Source organism: Bacillus sp. TH22, from assembly GCF_016651015.1.
Classification (GTDB): domain Bacteria; phylum Bacillota; class Bacilli; order Bacillales; family Bacillaceae_G; genus Bacillus_A; species Bacillus_A mycoides.
On the sequence record NZ_JAEKER010000001.1, the window covers coordinates 2,976,259 to 2,994,771 of the forward strand.

6 protein-coding genes, 9 tRNA genes and 6 rRNA genes are annotated in these 18,513 nt (G+C 44.8%); all 21 read right to left on the reverse strand.

Features of this window, described 5'->3' with window-relative positions; all coding sequences use genetic code 11:
- Nucleotides 1-15: 15 nt before the first annotated feature.
- Complete coding sequence (gene clpC, locus JFU18_RS15095) at nucleotides 16-2,451, reverse strand: ATP-dependent protease ATP-binding subunit ClpC (protein ID WP_002009819.1); 2,436 nt, start codon at nucleotides 2,449-2,451, stop codon at nucleotides 16-18.
- A 22-nt stretch (nucleotides 2,452-2,473) separates the two neighbouring features.
- On the reverse strand, nucleotides 2,474-3,538 hold the full coding sequence (gene mcsB / locus JFU18_RS15100; RefSeq protein ID WP_002167152.1) for a protein-arginine kinase McsB: 1,065 nt from the start codon (nucleotides 3,536-3,538) through the stop codon (nucleotides 2,474-2,476).
- Between the two features lie 4 nt (nucleotides 3,539-3,542).
- Entirely contained in the window at nucleotides 3,543-4,091 is a 549-nt protein-coding gene (mcsA, locus tag JFU18_RS15105) for a protein-arginine kinase activator protein McsA (RefSeq protein WP_085308579.1), read from the reverse strand.
- A gap of 169 nt (nucleotides 4,092-4,260) precedes the next feature.
- On the reverse strand, nucleotides 4,261-4,722 hold the full coding sequence (gene ctsR / locus JFU18_RS15110; protein WP_002029353.1) for a transcriptional regulator CtsR: 462 nt from the start codon (nucleotides 4,720-4,722) through the stop codon (nucleotides 4,261-4,263).
- A gap of 213 nt (nucleotides 4,723-4,935) precedes the next feature.
- Nucleotides 4,936-5,051, reverse strand: a 5S ribosomal RNA gene (gene rrf, locus JFU18_RS15115).
- Nucleotides 5,052-5,100: 49 nt separating this feature from the next.
- A 23S ribosomal RNA gene (locus tag JFU18_RS15120) occupies nucleotides 5,101-8,023 on the reverse strand.
- A 146-nt stretch (nucleotides 8,024-8,169) separates the two neighbouring features.
- Nucleotides 8,170-9,722, reverse strand: a 16S ribosomal RNA gene (locus JFU18_RS15125).
- A 77-nt stretch (nucleotides 9,723-9,799) separates the two neighbouring features.
- A tRNA-Ala gene (locus JFU18_RS15130) sits at nucleotides 9,800-9,875 on the reverse strand.
- 9 nt (nucleotides 9,876-9,884) lie between these two features.
- Nucleotides 9,885-9,958: transfer RNA gene (locus tag JFU18_RS15135), tRNA-Pro, on the reverse strand.
- Nucleotides 9,959-9,966: 8 nt separating this feature from the next.
- Nucleotides 9,967-10,040 (reverse strand) — tRNA-Arg (locus JFU18_RS15140).
- A gap of 3 nt (nucleotides 10,041-10,043) precedes the next feature.
- Nucleotides 10,044-10,132, reverse strand: a tRNA-Leu gene (locus tag JFU18_RS15145).
- Between the two features lie 16 nt (nucleotides 10,133-10,148).
- Nucleotides 10,149-10,223 (reverse strand) — tRNA-Gly (locus tag JFU18_RS15150).
- Between the two features lie 29 nt (nucleotides 10,224-10,252).
- Nucleotides 10,253-10,333: transfer RNA gene (locus JFU18_RS15155), tRNA-Leu, on the reverse strand.
- A gap of 14 nt (nucleotides 10,334-10,347) precedes the next feature.
- Nucleotides 10,348-10,423: transfer RNA gene (locus JFU18_RS15160), tRNA-Lys, on the reverse strand.
- Between the two features lie 13 nt (nucleotides 10,424-10,436).
- Nucleotides 10,437-10,512, reverse strand: a tRNA-Thr gene (locus tag JFU18_RS15165).
- A 4-nt stretch (nucleotides 10,513-10,516) separates the two neighbouring features.
- Nucleotides 10,517-10,592: transfer RNA gene (locus JFU18_RS15170), tRNA-Val, on the reverse strand.
- 5 nt (nucleotides 10,593-10,597) lie between these two features.
- Nucleotides 10,598-10,713: ribosomal RNA gene (rrf, locus tag JFU18_RS15175) — 5S ribosomal RNA — on the reverse strand.
- A gap of 101 nt (nucleotides 10,714-10,814) precedes the next feature.
- Nucleotides 10,815-13,736 (reverse strand): 23S ribosomal RNA (locus JFU18_RS15180).
- 146 nt (nucleotides 13,737-13,882) lie between these two features.
- A 16S ribosomal RNA gene (locus tag JFU18_RS15185) occupies nucleotides 13,883-15,434 on the reverse strand.
- The 16S, 23S and 5S rRNA genes sit together here with 9 tRNA genes alongside, the layout of an rRNA operon.
- 401 nt (nucleotides 15,435-15,835) lie before the next feature.
- A complete protein-coding gene (lysS, locus tag JFU18_RS15190) occupies nucleotides 15,836-17,335 on the reverse strand; it encodes a lysine--tRNA ligase (RefSeq protein WP_002009709.1) in 1,500 nt (499 codons plus the stop codon).
- A gap of 160 nt (nucleotides 17,336-17,495) precedes the next feature.
- Nucleotides 17,496-18,494: a tRNA dihydrouridine synthase DusB gene (gene dusB / locus JFU18_RS15195; RefSeq protein ID WP_002009708.1), complete on the reverse strand. Its 999-nt coding sequence runs from the start codon at nucleotides 18,492-18,494 to the stop codon at nucleotides 17,496-17,498.
- Nucleotides 18,495-18,513 lie beyond the last annotated feature (19 nt).

The window sequence follows — 18,513 nt, forward strand, 5'->3', positions numbered from 1 at the left end:
TTTGTTTGTCTATACTTATTTTACCTTTTCCGCACTATGAATGACAAATGATTCTCCTTCTATATCAAAGATAACTTTTTGTCCTTTCTCAATAGCACCTTTTAACAGTTCTTCTGATAGTCTATCTTCTACATGTTTTTGAATTGCTCTACGAAGCGGACGAGCACCGTACTCTCGATCAAATCCTTTATCAGCAATTGCTGAAATTGCTCCTTCTGTTAAGTGCAATTCAATCTCTTGTTCTTTTAAGCGTTTCACTAACTGATTCACCATAAGAGTTACAATTTCTTGAATATGTTTTTTCTCAAGCATATGGAACACGATAATTTCATCAATACGGTTTAAGAATTCTGGACGAAATGCTTTTTTCAATTCATCCATTACTTTACCTTTCATATCTGAATAATCACGGCTCTCATCTTGTACGTTAAATCCAAGATGTTTATTACGTTTTAATGCGTCTGCACCAACATTAGACGTCATAATAACAATTGTATTACGGAAATCAACTGTACGTCCTTTAGAATCTGTTAAACGGCCATCTTCTAATACTTGTAGTAAAATATTAAACACATCAGGATGAGCTTTCTCTACTTCATCTAATAAGACAACTGAATATGGCTTACGACGAACTTTCTCTGTTAATTGTCCACCTTCTTCATATCCAACATATCCTGGAGGAGATCCAACTAAACGAGAAGTAGAATGCTTTTCCATGTACTCAGACATATCGATGCGGATCATTGCATCCTCATCACCGAACATAGATTCTGCTAATGCCCTTGCTAGTTCCGTTTTACCTACACCAGTAGGTCCTAGGAAAATAAATGAGCCAATTGGACGTTTCGGATCTTTTAATCCCGCTCTCGCACGACGAACAGCTTTTGCCACAGCTACAACTGCTTCATCCTGCCCAATTAAACGATCATGTAAAATTGATTCCAAGTTTAATAATTTATCTGTCTCTGTTTGTGCAAGTTTAGAAACTGGAATACGTGTCCATGTGGAAACGACATTTGCAATATCTTCTACTGTTACTTCTGAGTTTTCTTGTCCTTGTTTCTCTTTCCACTGACGCTTTGTATCTTCTAACTTTTCACGTAAACGTTGTTCCATATCACGTAAGGAAGCAGCTTTTTCAAATTCTTGGCTTTGTACAGCTGCATCTTTTTCTTTTCTAATTTCCTCAAGCTTCACTTCAAGCTCTTTTAAGTTTGGCGGTGTTGTATAAGAACGTAAGCGCACTTTTGATGCAGCCTCATCAATTAAATCGATTGCTTTATCAGGTAAAAAACGGTCTGTAATGTAACGATCTGAAAGTTTTACAGCCGCATCGATTGCATCATCTGTAATAGATACGCGGTGATGCGCCTCATAACGGTCACGTAAACCTTTTAAAATTTGAACTGATTCTTCTAAGTTTGGTTCATCAACATGAATTGGTTGGAAACGTCTTTCTAATGCCGCATCCTTTTCAATATATTTACGATATTCGTCTAAAGTTGTTGCACCAATACATTGTAATTCACCACGTGCTAAAGATGGTTTTAAAATATTCGATGCATCAATTGCACCTTCCGCCCCGCCTGCACCAATTAACGTATGAAGCTCATCAATAAATAGAATGATGTTACCAGCTTGGCGAATCTCATCCATCACTTTCTTTAAACGATCCTCAAATTCACCACGATATTTTGTTCCAGCAACAACTGTACCCATATCTAATGTCATAACACGCTTATCTCTTAAAGTTTCAGGAACTTCATTATTTACAATTTGCTGTGCTAATCCTTCCGCAATTGCTGTCTTACCTACACCAGGTTCTCCAATTAATACTGGATTGTTTTTTGTTCTACGGCTTAACACTTCAATTACACGTTGAATTTCTTTACTACGTCCAATAACAGGATCTAAACGATTTTCACGTGCAACAACTGTTAAATCACGTGCTAGACTGTCAAGTGTAGGTGTATTCGCATTTGTTGATGAACCACCCTGGTGACCTGAACTAGCTTCATTACTTCCAAGGAGTTGTAACACTTGTTGTCTTGCTTTATTTAGGCTTACACCTAAATTATTTAAAACGCGTGCTGCTACACCTTCACCTTCACGGATTAAACCAAGTAAAATATGTTCTGTTCCAACGTAGGAATGGCCTAGCTTACGAGCTTCGTCCATAGACAACTCAATAACTTTTTTAGCACGAGGTGTGTAATGTACTGTTTGAGAAGCTTCTGTTCCACGTCCAATTAATGCTTCTACCTCTTTTTGAACTTTCTCTGGACTTAATCCAAGAGCAATTAACGCTTTTGCTGCAATTCCTTCACCTTCGCGTACAAGCCCAAGTAAAATATGTTCTGTTCCAATATTATTATGCCCAATGCGAATTGCTTCCTCTTGAGATAAAGCTAATACTTTCTGTGCTCGTTCTGTAAATCTTCCAAACATCATAGAAATCGCCTCCTACTTGCGCTTAATTTTGTTCAATTCGTAATCGCTCACGGATTAAGGTTGCTCTTCGATAATCTCTTTCTTCTGGTCCTAAAGGTCCTCCTGCATATTGTTGCAAAATGCCTGGCTGAGTAAGAACCATTAACTCAGTTAAAATATTTCTCGATATACCTTGTATATATCCTAAGTCAATACCAAGCCGTACATCTGATAAACAAGTGGCTGCTTCTGCAGATTGAATTAAACGACTGTTAGCTAGTATTCCGTAAGAACGATATACTTTATCTTCAAGCTCAATGCTTGAATTTTGTACAATTAATTCTCTAGCCGTTTTTTCTTGATGGATGATTTGTTGAATGACACTCTTTAAATCTGCAATAATATCTTCTTCTGATTTCCCTAGTGTCATTTGATTTGACACTTGAAATATATTACCTAACGCTTCGCTACCTTCACCGTATATTCCTCTTACTACTAACCCTAATTTTTGAATTACTTGTATAATACGGTTAATTCTTTTCGTTAAAACCAGTCCCGGCAAATGAATCATTACCGAAGCCCTTAATCCTGTACCGACGTTAGTGGGGCAACTCGTAATATATCCAAGCGATTCATCAAAAGCATATTCAACCTGCTCCTCGATCCAATTATCTATTTGATTGGCACTTTGAAGCGCCTCTGATAACTGTAAACCTGAAAATAGGCACTGAATCCTAACATGATCCTCTTCATTAAGCATGATACTTATATGTTCACTTTCTGATAGTAGGCATGCTCCGTATTCTGTTCCTGCAAGATTTGGACTAATTAAATGCTTCTCAACTAAAACTCTCCTTTGAAGAGGATTTAATTCATTCATTTTTAATAGTTCAAACTCCCCAAAAGGTTCTACAGTTTTTTTTATAAACTTCTTCTTAAATAACTCATGAATCTGCTTAGCTTCTTCCTCGTTTTGCATAGTAGAGAATTGATATTTTTTAAAATTACGAGCCAAACGAATTCGACTACTTAAAACAATATCAGAATCAGGGCCATCTCCCTTCATCCATGGACTAATCGCTTCATTCATGATTCTGTCCAGTGACATAGAACTATTCCCCCTCTCTATGCTCACTAAGCTGATTTACAAGACCTCGAATTTTATCTCGTACTTCAGCCGCTTTCTCAAATTCCTCTTTCTGTACATATTGTTTCAGATTGAGTTTTAGTTCATCTAATTCTTTCTTTAAGTAGATATTTCCTTCTATAAGTTCAGGAATTTTTCCACAATGATCCGTATGCCCACCGTGAAGACGTTTTAACAACGGTTTTAAATGCCCCTTAAATGTATCGTAACAAGAAGCACATCCAAAGCGTCCCACTTTTGTAAATTGTTCATATGTCATCTTACAATTCGGACATCTTGATATATTTGTATTTGAAAATGCATCTTGCCCTTCTTCAAACATTGCCGGTTCACTATGCAATAATCCGGCTAATAGGTCATGGAATGAAAAATTAGACTGCGGTGATTGAAAGAAAGACGTATAGCCACTTTGTTCTGCACATTGCTCGCAAAGATGAACTTCCGCCTTTTTTCCGTTGATTACTTTTGTATAATGTAAAGTTGCTGGTCTTATATTACAGTTTTGACAAGTCATCGCTATCCCCCACCTTTACAACAGGAACGATCTATCTCATGATACTTTTCATACATTACTAGATTGTTCTCTTTCCTTAATCCATTTAGTAAAAGCACATGTCATCTTTCAAAATCCCTACAATATTAAACTGCATTATCTTAGCTATCATTCTTAACAAAAGTTATATTTATTTATATTTCAGTGTTCTTAACATTGCGCATAATATTCGAGCCCTAAGTTCATCTCGAGAAGGAACATCCATTAATAATACAGAACGATCTAGTACGCTTAACATAAGTTTAGCTTCACGATTTGTTATAATACCCTCTTCTATTAAACGTATAATCATGCTTTCTGCATTTCCTTGTGCAACGCTATGATCAATCATATGAAGCATTTGATCAATAATGTCTATATCATCATGCAGTTTGACTTTTATAATGCGAATGTAACCTCCTCCACCTCGTTTACTTTCTACTACGAATCCTCTTTCTAACGTAAAACGGGTATTGATTACATAGTTGATTTGAGACGGCACACAATCGAATCGATCAGCGACCTCATTCCTCTTGATTTCAATCGCATTATTATTGCTTAAGTCAATAACTTGCTTTAGATATTTCTCAATGATATCAGATATATTTCTCATTTATCCGCCACCTTTATTGACTTTGACTATCTTTGACTTTAATTATATACGTATTAAAAAAATTTGCAACTCTTTTGCTTATTCACTATCCTAGCCACATTTCCCTGTCTTTAATCAAAAGGACGATTCTTTAAGTAAAGATTTTTTAAATTACTATGAATTGTAAAAAGAAACACGAAAAAACACAAGTCAAAAGACTTGTGTTTTTATTTTGCTTGGCGACGTCCTACTCTCACAGGGACAAGGTCCCAACTACCATCGGCGCTAGAGAGCTTAACTTCCGTGTTCGGTATGGGAACGGGTGTGACCTCTCTGCCATCATCACCAAACTGATGAAGGTATATTCCTTCAAAACTAGATAACGTTGCTTCATATTATATGGTTAAGTCCTCGATCTATTAGTATTCGTCAGCTCCACATGTCACCATGCTTCCACCTCGAACCTATCAACCTGATCATCTTTCAGGGATCTTACTAGCTTACGCTATGGGAAATCTCATCTTGAGGGGGGCTTCATGCTTAGATGCTTTCAGCACTTATCCCTTCCGCACATAGCTACCCAGCTATGCCCTTGGCAGAACAACTGGTACACCGGCCGGTGCGTCCATCCCGGTCCTCTCGTACTAAGGACAGCTCCTCTCAAATTTCCTGCGCCCACGACGGATAGGGACCGAACTGTCTCACGACGTTCTGAACCCAGCTCGCGTACCGCTTTAATGGGCGAACAGCCCAACCCTTGGGACCGACTACAGCCCCAGGATGCGATGAGCCGACATCGAGGTGCCAAACCTCCCCGTCGATGTGGACTCTTGGGGGAGATAAGCCTGTTATCCCCGGGGTAGCTTTTATCCGTTGAGCGATGGCCCTTCCATGCGGAACCACCGGATCACTAAGCCCGACTTTCGTCCCTGCTCGACTTGTAGGTCTCGCAGTCAAGCTCCCTTATGCCTTTGCACTCTACGAATGATTTCCAACCATTCTGAGGGAACCTTTGGGCGCCTCCGTTACACTTTAGGAGGCGACCGCCCCAGTCAAACTGCCCACCTGACACTGTCTCCCGGGTCGATAAGACCCGTAGGTTAGAATTTCAATACAGTCAGGGCGGTATCCCACCAGCGCCTCCACCGAAGCTAGCGCTCCGGTTTCAATGGCTCCCGCCTATCCTGTACAAACTGTACCAAAATTCAATATCAGGCTACAGTAAAGCTCCACGGGGTCTTTCCGTCCTGTCGCGGGTAACCTGCATCTTCACAGGTACTATAATTTCACCGAGTCTCTGGTTGAGACAGTGCCCAAATCGTTACACCTTTCGTGCGGGTCGGAACTTACCCGACAAGGAATTTCGCTACCTTAGGACCGTTATAGTTACGGCCGCCGTTTACTGGGGCTTCAGTTCAGAGCTTCGCTTACGCTAACCCCTCTCCTTAACCTTCCAGCACCGGGCAGGTGTCAGCCCCTATACTTCGCCTTACGGCTTCGCAGAGACCTGTGTTTTTGCTAAACAGTCGCTTGGGCCTATTCACTGCGGCTTTCCGTTAAGAAAGCACCCCTTCTCCCGAAGTTACGGGGTCATTTTGCCGAGTTCCTTAACCAGAGTTCTCTCGCACACCTTAGGATTCTCTCCTCGCCTACCTGTGTCGGTTTGCGGTACAGGCACCTTTTATCTCGCTAGAAGCTTTTCTTGGCAGCGGGGAATCAAAGACTTCGCTCCATAAGGAGCTTCCCCATCACAGCTCAGCCTTCACGATAAGCGGATTTGCCTACTTATCAGCCTAACTGCTTGGACGTGCACAACCAATCGCACGCTTCTTCTATCCTTCTGCGTCCCTCCATTGCTCAAACGATAAAGAGGTGGTACAGGAATATCAACCTGTTGTCCATCGCCTACGCCTGTCGGCCTCGGCTTAGGTCCTGACTAACCCTGAGCGGACGAGCCTTCCTCAGGAAACCTTAGGCATTCGGTGGACGGGATTCTCACCCGTCTTTCGCTACTCATACCGGCATTCTCACTTCTAAGCGCTCCACCAGTCCTTCCGGTCTGACTTCACTGCACTTAGAACGCTCCCCTACCACTGATACCATTGGTATCAATTCGCAGCTTCGGTGGTGTATTTAGCCCCGGTACATTTTCGGCGCAGAGTCACTCGACTAGTGAGCTATTACGCACTCTTTAAATGGTGGCTGCTTCTGAGCCAACATCCTAGTTGTCTAAGCAACTCCACATCCTTTTCCACTTAATACACACTTTGGGACCTTAGCTGGCGATCTGGGCTGTTTCCCTCTTGACTACGGATCTTATCACTCGCAGTCTGACTCCTAAGGATAAGTCATTGGCATTCGGAGTTTGACTGAATTCGGTAATCCGATGAGGACCCCTAGTTCAATCAGTGCTCTACCTCCAAGACTCTTACACTTAAGGCTAGCCCTAAAGCTATTTCGGGGAGAACCGACTATCTCCAGGTTCGATTGGAATTTCTCCGCTACCCACACCTCATCCCCGCACTTTTCAACGTGCGTGGGTTCGGGCCTCCATTCAGTGTTACCTGAACTTCACCCTGGACATGGGTAGATCACCTGGTTTCGGGTCTACGACCACGTACTAAACGCCCTATTCAGACTCGCTTTCGCTGCGGCTCCGCCTCTTCAGCTTAACCTCGCACGGGATCGTAACTCGCCGGTTCATTCTACAAAAGGCACGCCATCACCCATTAACGGGCTCTGACTATTTGTAGGCACACGGTTTCAGGATCTCTTTCACTCCCCTTCCGGGGTGCTTTTCACCTTTCCCTCACGGTACTGGTTCACTATCGATCACTAGGGAGTATTTAGCCTTGGGAGATGGTCCTCCCAGATTCCGACGGAATTTCACGTGTTCCGCCGTACTCAGGATACATTCAAGAGAGAACGAAGTTTCGACTACGGGGTTATTACCCTCTGTGACGGACCTTTCCAGGTCGCTTCGTCTACCTCGTTCCTTTGTAACTCCGTATAGAATGTCCTACAACCCCAAGAGGCAAGCCTCTTGGTTTGGGCTAGATTCCGTTTCGCTCGCCGCTACTCAGGAAATCGCATTTGCTTTCTCTTCCTCCAGGTACTTAGATGTTTCAGTTCCCTGGGTCTGTCTTCCATACCCTATGTATTCAGGTAAGGATACCATACCATTACGTATAGTGGGTTTCCCCATTCGGAAATCTTCGGATCAAAGCTTACTTACAGCTCCCCGAAGCATATCGGCGTTAGTCCCGTCCTTCATCGACTCCTAGTGTCAAGGCATCCACCGTGCGCCCTTTCTAACTTAACCAAACTAAAATTAAAAAAATATGAGCTACACTGTTATCTAGTTTTCAAAGAACATACATTTAAACTTGAGAGATAGTTCTCTCAAAACTGAACGAAACAAAACAAGTCAACGTTTATTGATGAACTGCGTTCATCAATTCTCCATAGAAAGGAGGTGATCCAGCCGCACCTTCCGATACGGCTACCTTGTTACGACTTCACCCCAATCATCTGTCCCACCTTAGGCGGCTGGCTCCATAAAGGTTACCCCACCGACTTCGGGTGTTACAAACTCTCGTGGTGTGACGGGCGGTGTGTACAAGGCCCGGGAACGTATTCACCGCGGCATGCTGATCCGCGATTACTAGCGATTCCGACTTCATGTAGGCGAGTTGCAGCCTACAATCCGAACTGAGAACGGTTTTATGAGATTAGCTCCACCTCGCGGTCTTGCAGCTCTTTGTACCGTCCATTGTAGCACGTGTGTAGCCCAGGTCATAAGGGGCATGATGATTTGACGTCATCCCCACCTTCCTCCGGTTTGTCACCGGCAGTCACCTTAGAGTGCCCAACTTAATGATGGCAACTAAGATCAAGGGTTGCGCTCGTTGCGGGACTTAACCCAACATCTCACGACACGAGCTGACGACAACCATGCACCACCTGTCACTCTGCTCCCGAAGGAGAAGCTCTATCTCTAGAGTTTTCAGAGGATGTCAAGACCTGGTAAGGTTCTTCGCGTTGCTTCGAATTAAACCACATGCTCCACCGCTTGTGCGGGCCCCCGTCAATTCCTTTGAGTTTCAGCCTTGCGGCCGTACTCCCCAGGCGGAGTGCTTAATGCGTTAACTTCAGCACTAAAGGGCGGAAACCCTCTAACACTTAGCACTCATCGTTTACGGCGTGGACTACCAGGGTATCTAATCCTGTTTGCTCCCCACGCTTTCGCGCCTCAGTGTCAGTTACAGACCAGAAAGTCGCCTTCGCCACTGGTGTTCCTCCATATCTCTACGCATTTCACCGCTACACATGGAATTCCACTTTCCTCTTCTGCACTCAAGTCTCCCAGTTTCCAATGACCCTCCACGGTTGAGCCGTGGGCTTTCACATCAGACTTAAGAAACCACCTGCGCGCGCTTTACGCCCAATAATTCCGGATAACGCTTGCCACCTACGTATTACCGCGGCTCTTCGGCACGTAGTTAGCCGTGGCTTTCTGGTTAGGTACCGTCAAGGTGCCGACTTATTCAACTAGCACTTGTTCTTCCCTAACAACAGAGTTTTACGACCCGAAAGCCTTCATCACTCACGCGGCGTTGCTCCGTCAGACTTTCGTCCATTGCGGAAGATTCCCTACTGCTGCCTCCCGTAGGAGTCTGGGCCGTGTCTCAGTCCCAGTGTGGCCGATCACCCTCTCAGGTCGGCTACGCATCGTCGCCTTGGTGAGCCGTTACCTCACCAACTAGCTAATGCGACGCGGGTCCATCCATAAGTGACAGCCGAAGCCGCCTTTCAATTTCGAACTATGCAGTTCAAAATATTATCCGGTATTAGCCCCGGTTTCCCGGAGTTATCCCAGTCTTATGGGTAGGTTACCCACGTGTTACTCACCCGTCCGCCGCTAACTTCATAAGAGCAAGCTCTTAATCCATTCGCTCGACTTGCATGTATTAGGCACGCCGCCAGCGTTCATCCTGAGCCAGGATCAAACTCTCCAATAAAGTTAGTTTGTCTAGCATCTAAAAATAAAAATTGACGTTTACGTTGTTTGTTTCGTTCAGTTTTCAAAGAACTTTTTTGGTGGAGCCTAGCGGGATCGAACCGCTGACCTCCTGCGTGCAAGGCAGGCGCTCTCCCAGCTGAGCTAAGGCCCCAAACAAGTATCGGGAAGACAGGATTTGAACCTGCGACCCCCTGGTCCCAAACCAGGTGCTCTACCAAGCTGAGCCACTTCCCGAAAGAAAACGCGCCCGAGAGGAGTCGAACCCCTAACCTCTTGATCCGTAGTCAAACGCTCTATCCAATTGAGCTACGGGCGCATATGGTGCCGAGGGCGGGGGTCGAACCCGCACGGTGGTCACCCACCGCAGGATTTTAAGTCCTGTGCGTCTGCCTGTTCCGCCACCCCGGCATGTCATACTGAAAATTGGAGCGGAAGACGGGATTCGAACCCGCGACCCCAACCTTGGCAAGGTTGTATTCTACCACTGAACTACTTCCGCAAGACATGTTTGAGTTATTTTATTAAAAGTGCGGGTGAAGGGAGTCGAACCCCCACGCCAAAGGCGCTAGATCCTAAGTCTAGTGCGTCTGCCAATTCCGCCACACCCGCATATTTCATTAAAATGGTGAGCCATGAAGGATTCGAACCTTCGACCCTCTGATTAAAAGTCAGATGCTCTACCAACTGAGCTAATGGCTCTTGCAATAAAAACTGGTGCCGACTAGAGGACTTGAACCCCCAACCTACTGATTACAAGTCAGTTGCTCTACCAATTGAGCTAAGTCGGCTAAATGGTGGAGGATGACGGGATCGAACCGCCGACCCCCTGCTTGTAAGGCAGGTGCTCTCCCAGCTGAGCTAATCCTCCGAATTGCCTGGCAACGTCCTACTCTCACAGGGACAAGGTCCCAACTACCATCGGCGCTAGAGAGCTTAACTTCCGTGTTCGGTATGGGAACGGGTGTGGCCTCTCTGCCATCATTACCAGACTGTATTCATTTAAGACAAGAATTATTATAACTTATTTACTTTTGAAAGTCAATAAGTTTTTTATATTCTTTCAAAACTAGATAACAGCGCTTCATATTATATGGTTAAGCCCTCGATCTATTAGTATTCGTCAGCTCCACATGTCACCATGCTTCCACCTCGAACCTATCAACCTGATCATCTTTCAGGGATCTTACTAGCTTACGCTATGGGAAATCTCATCTTGAGGGGGGCTTCATGCTTAGATGCTTTCAGCACTTATCCCTTCCGCACATAGCTACCCAGCTATGCCCTTGGCAGAACAACTGGTACACCAGCGGTGCGTCCATCCCGGTCCTCTCGTACTAAGGACAGCTCCTCTCAAATTTCCTGCGCCCACGACGGATAGGGACCGAACTGTCTCACGACGTTCTGAACCCAGCTCGCGTACCGCTTTAATGGGCGAACAGCCCAACCCTTGGGACCGACTACAGCCCCAGGATGCGATGAGCCGACATCGAGGTGCCAAACCTCCCCGTCGATGTGGACTCTTGGGGGAGATAAGCCTGTTATCCCCGGGGTAGCTTTTATCCGTTGAGCGATGGCCCTTCCATGCGGAACCACCGGATCACTAAGCCCGACTTTCGTCCCTGCTCGACTTGTAGGTCTCGCAGTCAAGCTCCCTTATGCCTTTGCACTCTACGAATGATTTCCAACCATTCTGAGGGAACCTTTGGGCGCCTCCGTTACACTTTAGGAGGCGACCGCCCCAGTCAAACTGCCCACCTGACACTGTCTCCCGGGTCGATAAGACCCGTAGGTTAGAATTTCAATACAGTCAGGGCGGTATCCCACCAGCGCCTCCACCGAAGCTAGCGCTCCGGTTTCAATGGCTCCCGCCTATCCTGTACAAACTGTACCAAAATTCAATATCAGGCTACAGTAAAGCTCCACGGGGTCTTTCCGTCCTGTCGCGGGTAACCTGCATCTTCACAGGTACTATAATTTCACCGAGTCTCTGGTTGAGACAGTGCCCAAATCGTTACACCTTTCGTGCGGGTCGGAACTTACCCGACAAGGAATTTCGCTACCTTAGGACCGTTATAGTTACGGCCGCCGTTTACTGGGGCTTCAGTTCAGAGCTTCGCTTACGCTAACCCCTCTCCTTAACCTTCCAGCACCGGGCAGGTGTCAGCCCCTATACTTCGCCTTACGGCTTCGCAGAGACCTGTGTTTTTGCTAAACAGTCGCTTGGGCCTATTCACTGCGGCTTTCCGTTAAGAAAGCACCCCTTCTCCCGAAGTTACGGGGTCATTTTGCCGAGTTCCTTAACCAGAGTTCTCTCGCACACCTTAGGATTCTCTCCTCGCCTACCTGTGTCGGTTTGCGGTACAGGCACCTTTTATCTCGCTAGAAGCTTTTCTTGGCAGCGGGGAATCAAAGACTTCGCTCCATAAGGAGCTTCCCCATCACAGCTCAGCCTTCACGATAAGCGGATTTGCCTACTTATCAGCCTAACTGCTTGGACGTGCACAACCAATCGCACGCTTCTTCTATCCTTCTGCGTCCCTCCATTGCTCAAACGATAAAGAGGTGGTACAGGAATATCAACCTGTTGTCCATCGCCTACGCCTGTCGGCCTCGGCTTAGGTCCTGACTAACCCTGAGCGGACGAGCCTTCCTCAGGAAACCTTAGGCATTCGGTGGACGGGATTCTCACCCGTCTTTCGCTACTCATACCGGCATTCTCACTTCTAAGCGCTCCACCAGTCCTTCCGGTCTGACTTCACTGCACTTAGAACGCTCCCCTACCACTGATACCATTGGTATCAATTCGCAGCTTCGGTGGTGTATTTAGCCCCGGTACATTTTCGGCGCAGAGTCACTCGACTAGTGAGCTATTACGCACTCTTTAAATGGTGGCTGCTTCTGAGCCAACATCCTAGTTGTCTAAGCAACTCCACATCCTTTTCCACTTAATACACACTTTGGGACCTTAGCTGGCGATCTGGGCTGTTTCCCTCTTGACTACGGATCTTATCACTCGCAGTCTGACTCCTAAGGATAAGTCATTGGCATTCGGAGTTTGACTGAATTCGGTAATCCGATGAGGACCCCTAGTTCAATCAGTGCTCTACCTCCAAGACTCTTACACTTAAGGCTAGCCCTAAAGCTATTTCGGGGAGAACCGACTATCTCCAGGTTCGATTGGAATTTCTCCGCTACCCACACCTCATCCCCGCACTTTTCAACGTGCGTGGGTTCGGGCCTCCATTCAGTGTTACCTGAACTTCACCCTGGACATGGGTAGATCACCTGGTTTCGGGTCTACGACCACGTACTAAACGCCCTATTCAGACTCGCTTTCGCTGCGGCTCCGCCTCTTCAGCTTAACCTCGCACGGGATCGTAACTCGCCGGTTCATTCTACAAAAGGCACGCCATCACCCATTAACGGGCTCTGACTATTTGTAGGCACACGGTTTCAGGATCTCTTTCACTCCCCTTCCGGGGTGCTTTTCACCTTTCCCTCACGGTACTGGTTCACTATCGATCACTAGGGAGTATTTAGCCTTGGGAGATGGTCCTCCCAGATTCCGACGGAATTTCACGTGTTCCGCCGTACTCAGGATACATTCAAGAGAGAACGAAGTTTCGACTACGGGGTTATTACCCTCTGTGACGGACCTTTCCAGGTCGCTTCGTCTACCTCGTTCCTTTGTAACTCCGTATAGAATGTCCTACAACCCCAAGAGGCAAGCCTCTTGGTTTGGGCTAGATTCCGTTTCGCTCGCCGCTACTCAGGAAATCGCATTTGCTTTCTCTTCCTCCAGGTACTTAGATGTTTCAGTTCCCTGGGTCTGTCTTCCATACCCTATGTATTCAGGTAAGGATACCATACCATTACGTATAGTGGGTTTCCCCATTCGGAAATCTTCGGATCAAAGCTTACTTACAGCTCCCCGAAGCATATCGGCGTTAGTCCCGTCCTTCATCGACTCCTAGTGTCAAGGCATCCACCGTGCGCCCTTTCTAACTTAACCAAACTAAAATTAAAAAAATATGAGCTACACTGTTATCTAGTTTTCAAAGAACATACATTTAAACTTGAGAGATAGTTCTCTCAAAACTGAACGAAACAAAACAAGTCAACGTTTATTGATGAACTGCGTTCATCAATTCTCCATAGAAAGGAGGTGATCCAGCCGCACCTTCCGATACGGCTACCTTGTTACGACTTCACCCCAATCATCTGTCCCACCTTAGGCGGTCGGCTCCATAAAGGTTACCCCACCGACTTCGGGTGTTACAAACTCTCGTGGTGTGACGGGCGGTGTGTACAAGGCCCGGGAACGTATTCACCGCGGCATGCTGATCCGCGATTACTAGCGATTCCGACTTCATGTAGGCGAGTTGCAGCCTACAATCCGAACTGAGAACGGTTTTATGAGATTAGCTCCACCTCGCGGTCTTGCAGCTCTTTGTACCGTCCATTGTAGCACGTGTGTAGCCCAGGTCATAAGGGGCATGATGATTTGACGTCATCCCCACCTTCCTCCGGTTTGTCACCGGCAGTCACCTTAGAGTGCCCAACTTAATGATGGCAACTAAGATCAAGGGTTGCGCTCGTTGCGGGACTTAACCCAACATCTCACGACACGAGCTGACGACAACCATGCACCACCTGTCACTCTGCTCCCGAAGGAGAAGCTCTATCTCTAGAGTTTTCAGAGGATGTCAAGACCTGGTAAGGTTCTTCGCGTTGCTTCGAATTAAACCACATGCTCCACCGCTTGTGCGGGCCCCCGTCAATTCCTTTGAGTTTCAGCCTTGCGGCCGTACTCCCCAGGCGGAGTGCTTAATGCGTTAACTTCAGCACTAAAGGGCGGAAACCCTCTAACACTTAGCACTCATCGTTTACGGCGTGGACTACCAGGGTATCTAATCCTGTTTGCTCCCCACGCTTTCGCGCCTCAGTGTCAGTTACAGACCAGAAAGTCGCCTTCGCCACTGGTGTTCCTCCATATCTCTACGCATTTCACCGCTACACATGGAATTCCACTTTCCTCTTCTGCACTCAAGTCTCCCAGTTTCCAATGACCCTCCACGGTTGAGCCGTGGGCTTTCACATCAGACTTAAGAAACCACCTGCGCGCGCTTTACGCCCAATAATTCCGGATAACGCTTGCCACCTACGTATTACCGCGGCTCTTGGCACGTAGTTAGCCGTGGCTTTCTGGTTAGGTACCGTCAAGGTGCCGGCTTATTCAACTAGCACTTGTTCTTCCCTAACAACAGAGTTTTACGACCCGAAAGCCTTCATCACTCACGCGGCGTTGCTCCGTCAGACTTTCGTCCATTGCGGAAGATTCCCTACTGCTGCCTCCCGTAGGAGTCTGGGCCGTGTCTCAGTCCCAGTGTGGCCGATCACCCTCTCAGGTCGGCTACGCATCGTCGCCTTGGTGAGCCGTTACCTCACCAACTAGCTAATGCGACGCGGGTCCATCCATAAGTGACAGCCGAAGCCGCCTTTCAATTTCGAACTATGCAGTTCAAAATATTATCCGGTATTAGCCCCGGTTTCCCGGAGTTATCCCAGTCTTATGGGTAGGTTACCCACGTGTTACTCACCCGTCCGCCGCTAACTTCATAAGAGCAAGCTCTTAATCCATTCGCTCGACTTGCATGTATTAGGCACGCCGCCAGCGTTCATCCTGAGCCAGGATCAAACTCTCCAATAAAGTTAGTTTGTCTAGCATCTAAAAATAAAAATTGACGTTTACGTTGTTTGTTTCGTTCAGTTTTCAAAGAACTACTTAGTCGCTCATTTGCGACTTCCTTATGTTAACATCTTCATTTTTCGATGTCAACTAAGTTTTTCAATTTCTTTTTTGTCGTTTTCTGCGTTTCCGCATCAGCGACGGTTATTAATATATCATGTAGAAAAATGAAATGCAATAGTTTTTCTAATAAAATTTTTAACTTAGTAAAAAAGCATAAAAACAGCAACTTTCTTCTATATAAATATAGTTTTTTAATCTGGCATCCACTTAACGAGCAATAATCTCGCTTTCCTTTTAATAGAAGGTTTCTCTCCCCTCAAATAAAGAAATAAAAAAAGCTTTGGAGAAATCTCCAAAGCTTAGTCTTGTTTATGGCGCATAGCTGGGAATAATAGTACGTCACGAATAGATGGTGCGTTTGTTAATAACATAACAAGACGATCAATACCGATTCCTAACCCACCCGTAGGAGGCATACCGTACTCAAGAGCTTCGATATAATCATCATCCATCATGTGAGCTTCGTCATTACCTTGCTCGCGCTCTTTTAGTTGAGCTTCAAAACGTTCTTTTTGATCGATTGGATCATTTAACTCAGTGAATGCATTTGCATGTTCACGCGCAACGATAAATAACTCGAAACGATCTGTGAATCGTGGATCTTCGTCATTCTTTTTCGCAAGTGGCGAAATTTCTACCGGATGACCGTAAATAAATGTTGGTTGGATTAATTTATCTTCTACTTTTTGTTCGAAGAACTCATTAATAATATGACCAACTTCCATTGTATTCTTAATTTCCACATTATGTTCTTTTGCAAGTTCACGCGCTTCTTCTACACTCATTGGATTCCAGAAATCTGCTCCAGAGTGTTGCTTAATTGCATCTACCATATGAAGACGTGTCCATTCTGGCTCTAGATTAATTTCATAATCACCATATTGGATTGTTGTTGTACCCAATACTTTTTTCGCGATATGAGCAACCATATTTTCTGTTAGTTTCATAATATCATTATAATCAGCGTACGCTTCATATAATTCAATCATCGTAAACTCAGGGTTATGACGAGTTGATACACCCTCATTACGGAATACACGGCCGATCTCATAAACCTTTTCTAATCCACCCACAATAAGACGTTTTAAATGAAGTTCAATTGCGATACGCATATATAATTCCATATCTAACGCATTATGGTGTGTAGTGAAAGGACGAGCAGACGCTCCACCTGCAATCGCGTGCATCATAGGCGTTTCCACTTCAAGATAACCGTTGTCATCTAAATATCTTCTCATTTCACGAATGATTTTACTACGGGTAACGAACGTTTCACGGCTTTCCATACTTGTAATTAAATCCAAGTAACGTTGACGATAGCGTTGTTCAACATCTTTTAATCCATGGTATTTATCCGGTAATGGACGAAGGGATTTCGTTAAAAGTGTAAATCCTATTGCTTTTACTGAAAGTTCTCCAACGTTTGTTTTGAACACTTTACCTTCAATACCTACTAAGTCACCTAAATCTGCTGTCGTAAATAACTCGTACTCTTCATCTCCAACAGTATCTTTACGAACATAAATTTGAACTTGCCCCTGTAAATCTTGAATATGCGCAAATCCCGCTTTTCCTTTACCGCGTTTTGTCATAATACGACCAGCGATAGAAACAGTGATTTCTTTCTCTTCTAATTCTTCTTTAGAGAATTCTCCATATAGACTTACTAAGTCAGTTGTTGAATTTGTGCGTTCAAATCGTTTACCGAACGGATCGATTCCTTGCTCACGTAAATTATGTAGCTTTTCACGACGAACAAGCAATTGGTCGTTTAATTCTTCGTGGTTCATGTTATCCATGATATTAATATCACTCCAGCTCTATTAATTTTTACAATATATACAGTATAGCATTTTCTACTCAACTAGAAAAACTGCCAGCAACTAACTGGCAGTTCTTCTTTCTTTCACGTAATTATAGGAAGTGTATAGAAGAATGTCAATCTCCTATGCCCCCTTATTAACCAACATAAATTGTTTGTTGTTTCGCTTCTACTTCTTCTACAAATGCACCTAATACATTCGCAAGGTCTTCACGTGTGTCGCAAGTATTGATACCATTACGCACACTCGCATTACCACGAACACCTTTTAAATACCAAGCTGCATGCTTTCTCATCTCTCTTACGGCAACATTTTCGTTCTTTAAATCGATAAGACGATCTAGATGCAACATACATACATCAATTTTCTCACGCACTGTTGGTTCCGGCATTAACTCACCTGTCTCTAAATACTTTACCGTACGATAAATCATCCACGGATCTCCAAGAGCAGCGCGACCAATCATAACACCATCTACACCAATTTCATCAAGCATACGCTTTGCATCTTGTGGTGTTTCGACATCACCATTTCCGATAACCGGAATATTTACAGCCTGCTTTACTTGTTTAATAATATTCCAATCCGCTTTACCTTCATACATTTGCACTCGTGTACGCCCATGAACAGCTATCGCTTGTCCACCAGCACGCTCAACAGCTCTAGCATTTTCTATTGCGAAAATATGTTCTTCATCCCAACCAATACGCATTTTAACTGTAACTGGCTTTTCAACAGCATCTACAACCGCCGCTACCATCTCATATATTTTATTTGGGTCTAAAAGCCACTTTGCTCCTGCATCACACTTAGTGATTTTTGGTACTGGGCACCCCATATTAATATCAATAATGTCTGCTGTCGTATATTTATCTACGTATTTCGCAGCATCTACAAGAGTTTCTTTCTCTCCACCAAAAATTTGTAAACTTAATGGCTTTTCTCTCTCATCGATATATAACATATCTAATGTTCTTTTGTTATTAAGTAATATTGCCTTATCACTTACCATTTCAGCACAAACTAAACCTGCACCAAATTCTTTTACCGTCAAACGGAATGCAGAGTTACACACTCCCGCCATCGGTGCTAGTACAACTGGATTTTTCATCTCAATATTTGCAATCTTTAACACCCGACTTACTCCTTCCTTT

Bases quoted from the DNA above. Each gene is read 5' to 3' on its own strand.
- clpC (WP_002009819.1), bottom strand. From the start codon at position 2,451: ATGATGTTTGGAAGATTTACAGAACGAGCACAGAAAGTATTAGCTTTA.
- mcsB (WP_002167152.1), bottom strand. From the start codon at position 3,538: ATGTCACTGGACAGAATCATGAATGAAGCGATTAGTCCATGGATGAAG.
- mcsA (WP_085308579.1), bottom strand. From the start codon at position 4,091: ATGACTTGTCAAAACTGTAATATAAGACCAGCAACTTTACATTATACA.
- ctsR (WP_002029353.1), bottom strand. From the start codon at position 4,722: ATGAGAAATATATCTGATATCATTGAGAAATATCTAAAGCAAGTTATT.
- lysS (WP_002009709.1), bottom strand. From the start codon at position 17,335: ATGGATAACATGAACCACGAAGAATTAAACGACCAATTGCTTGTTCGT.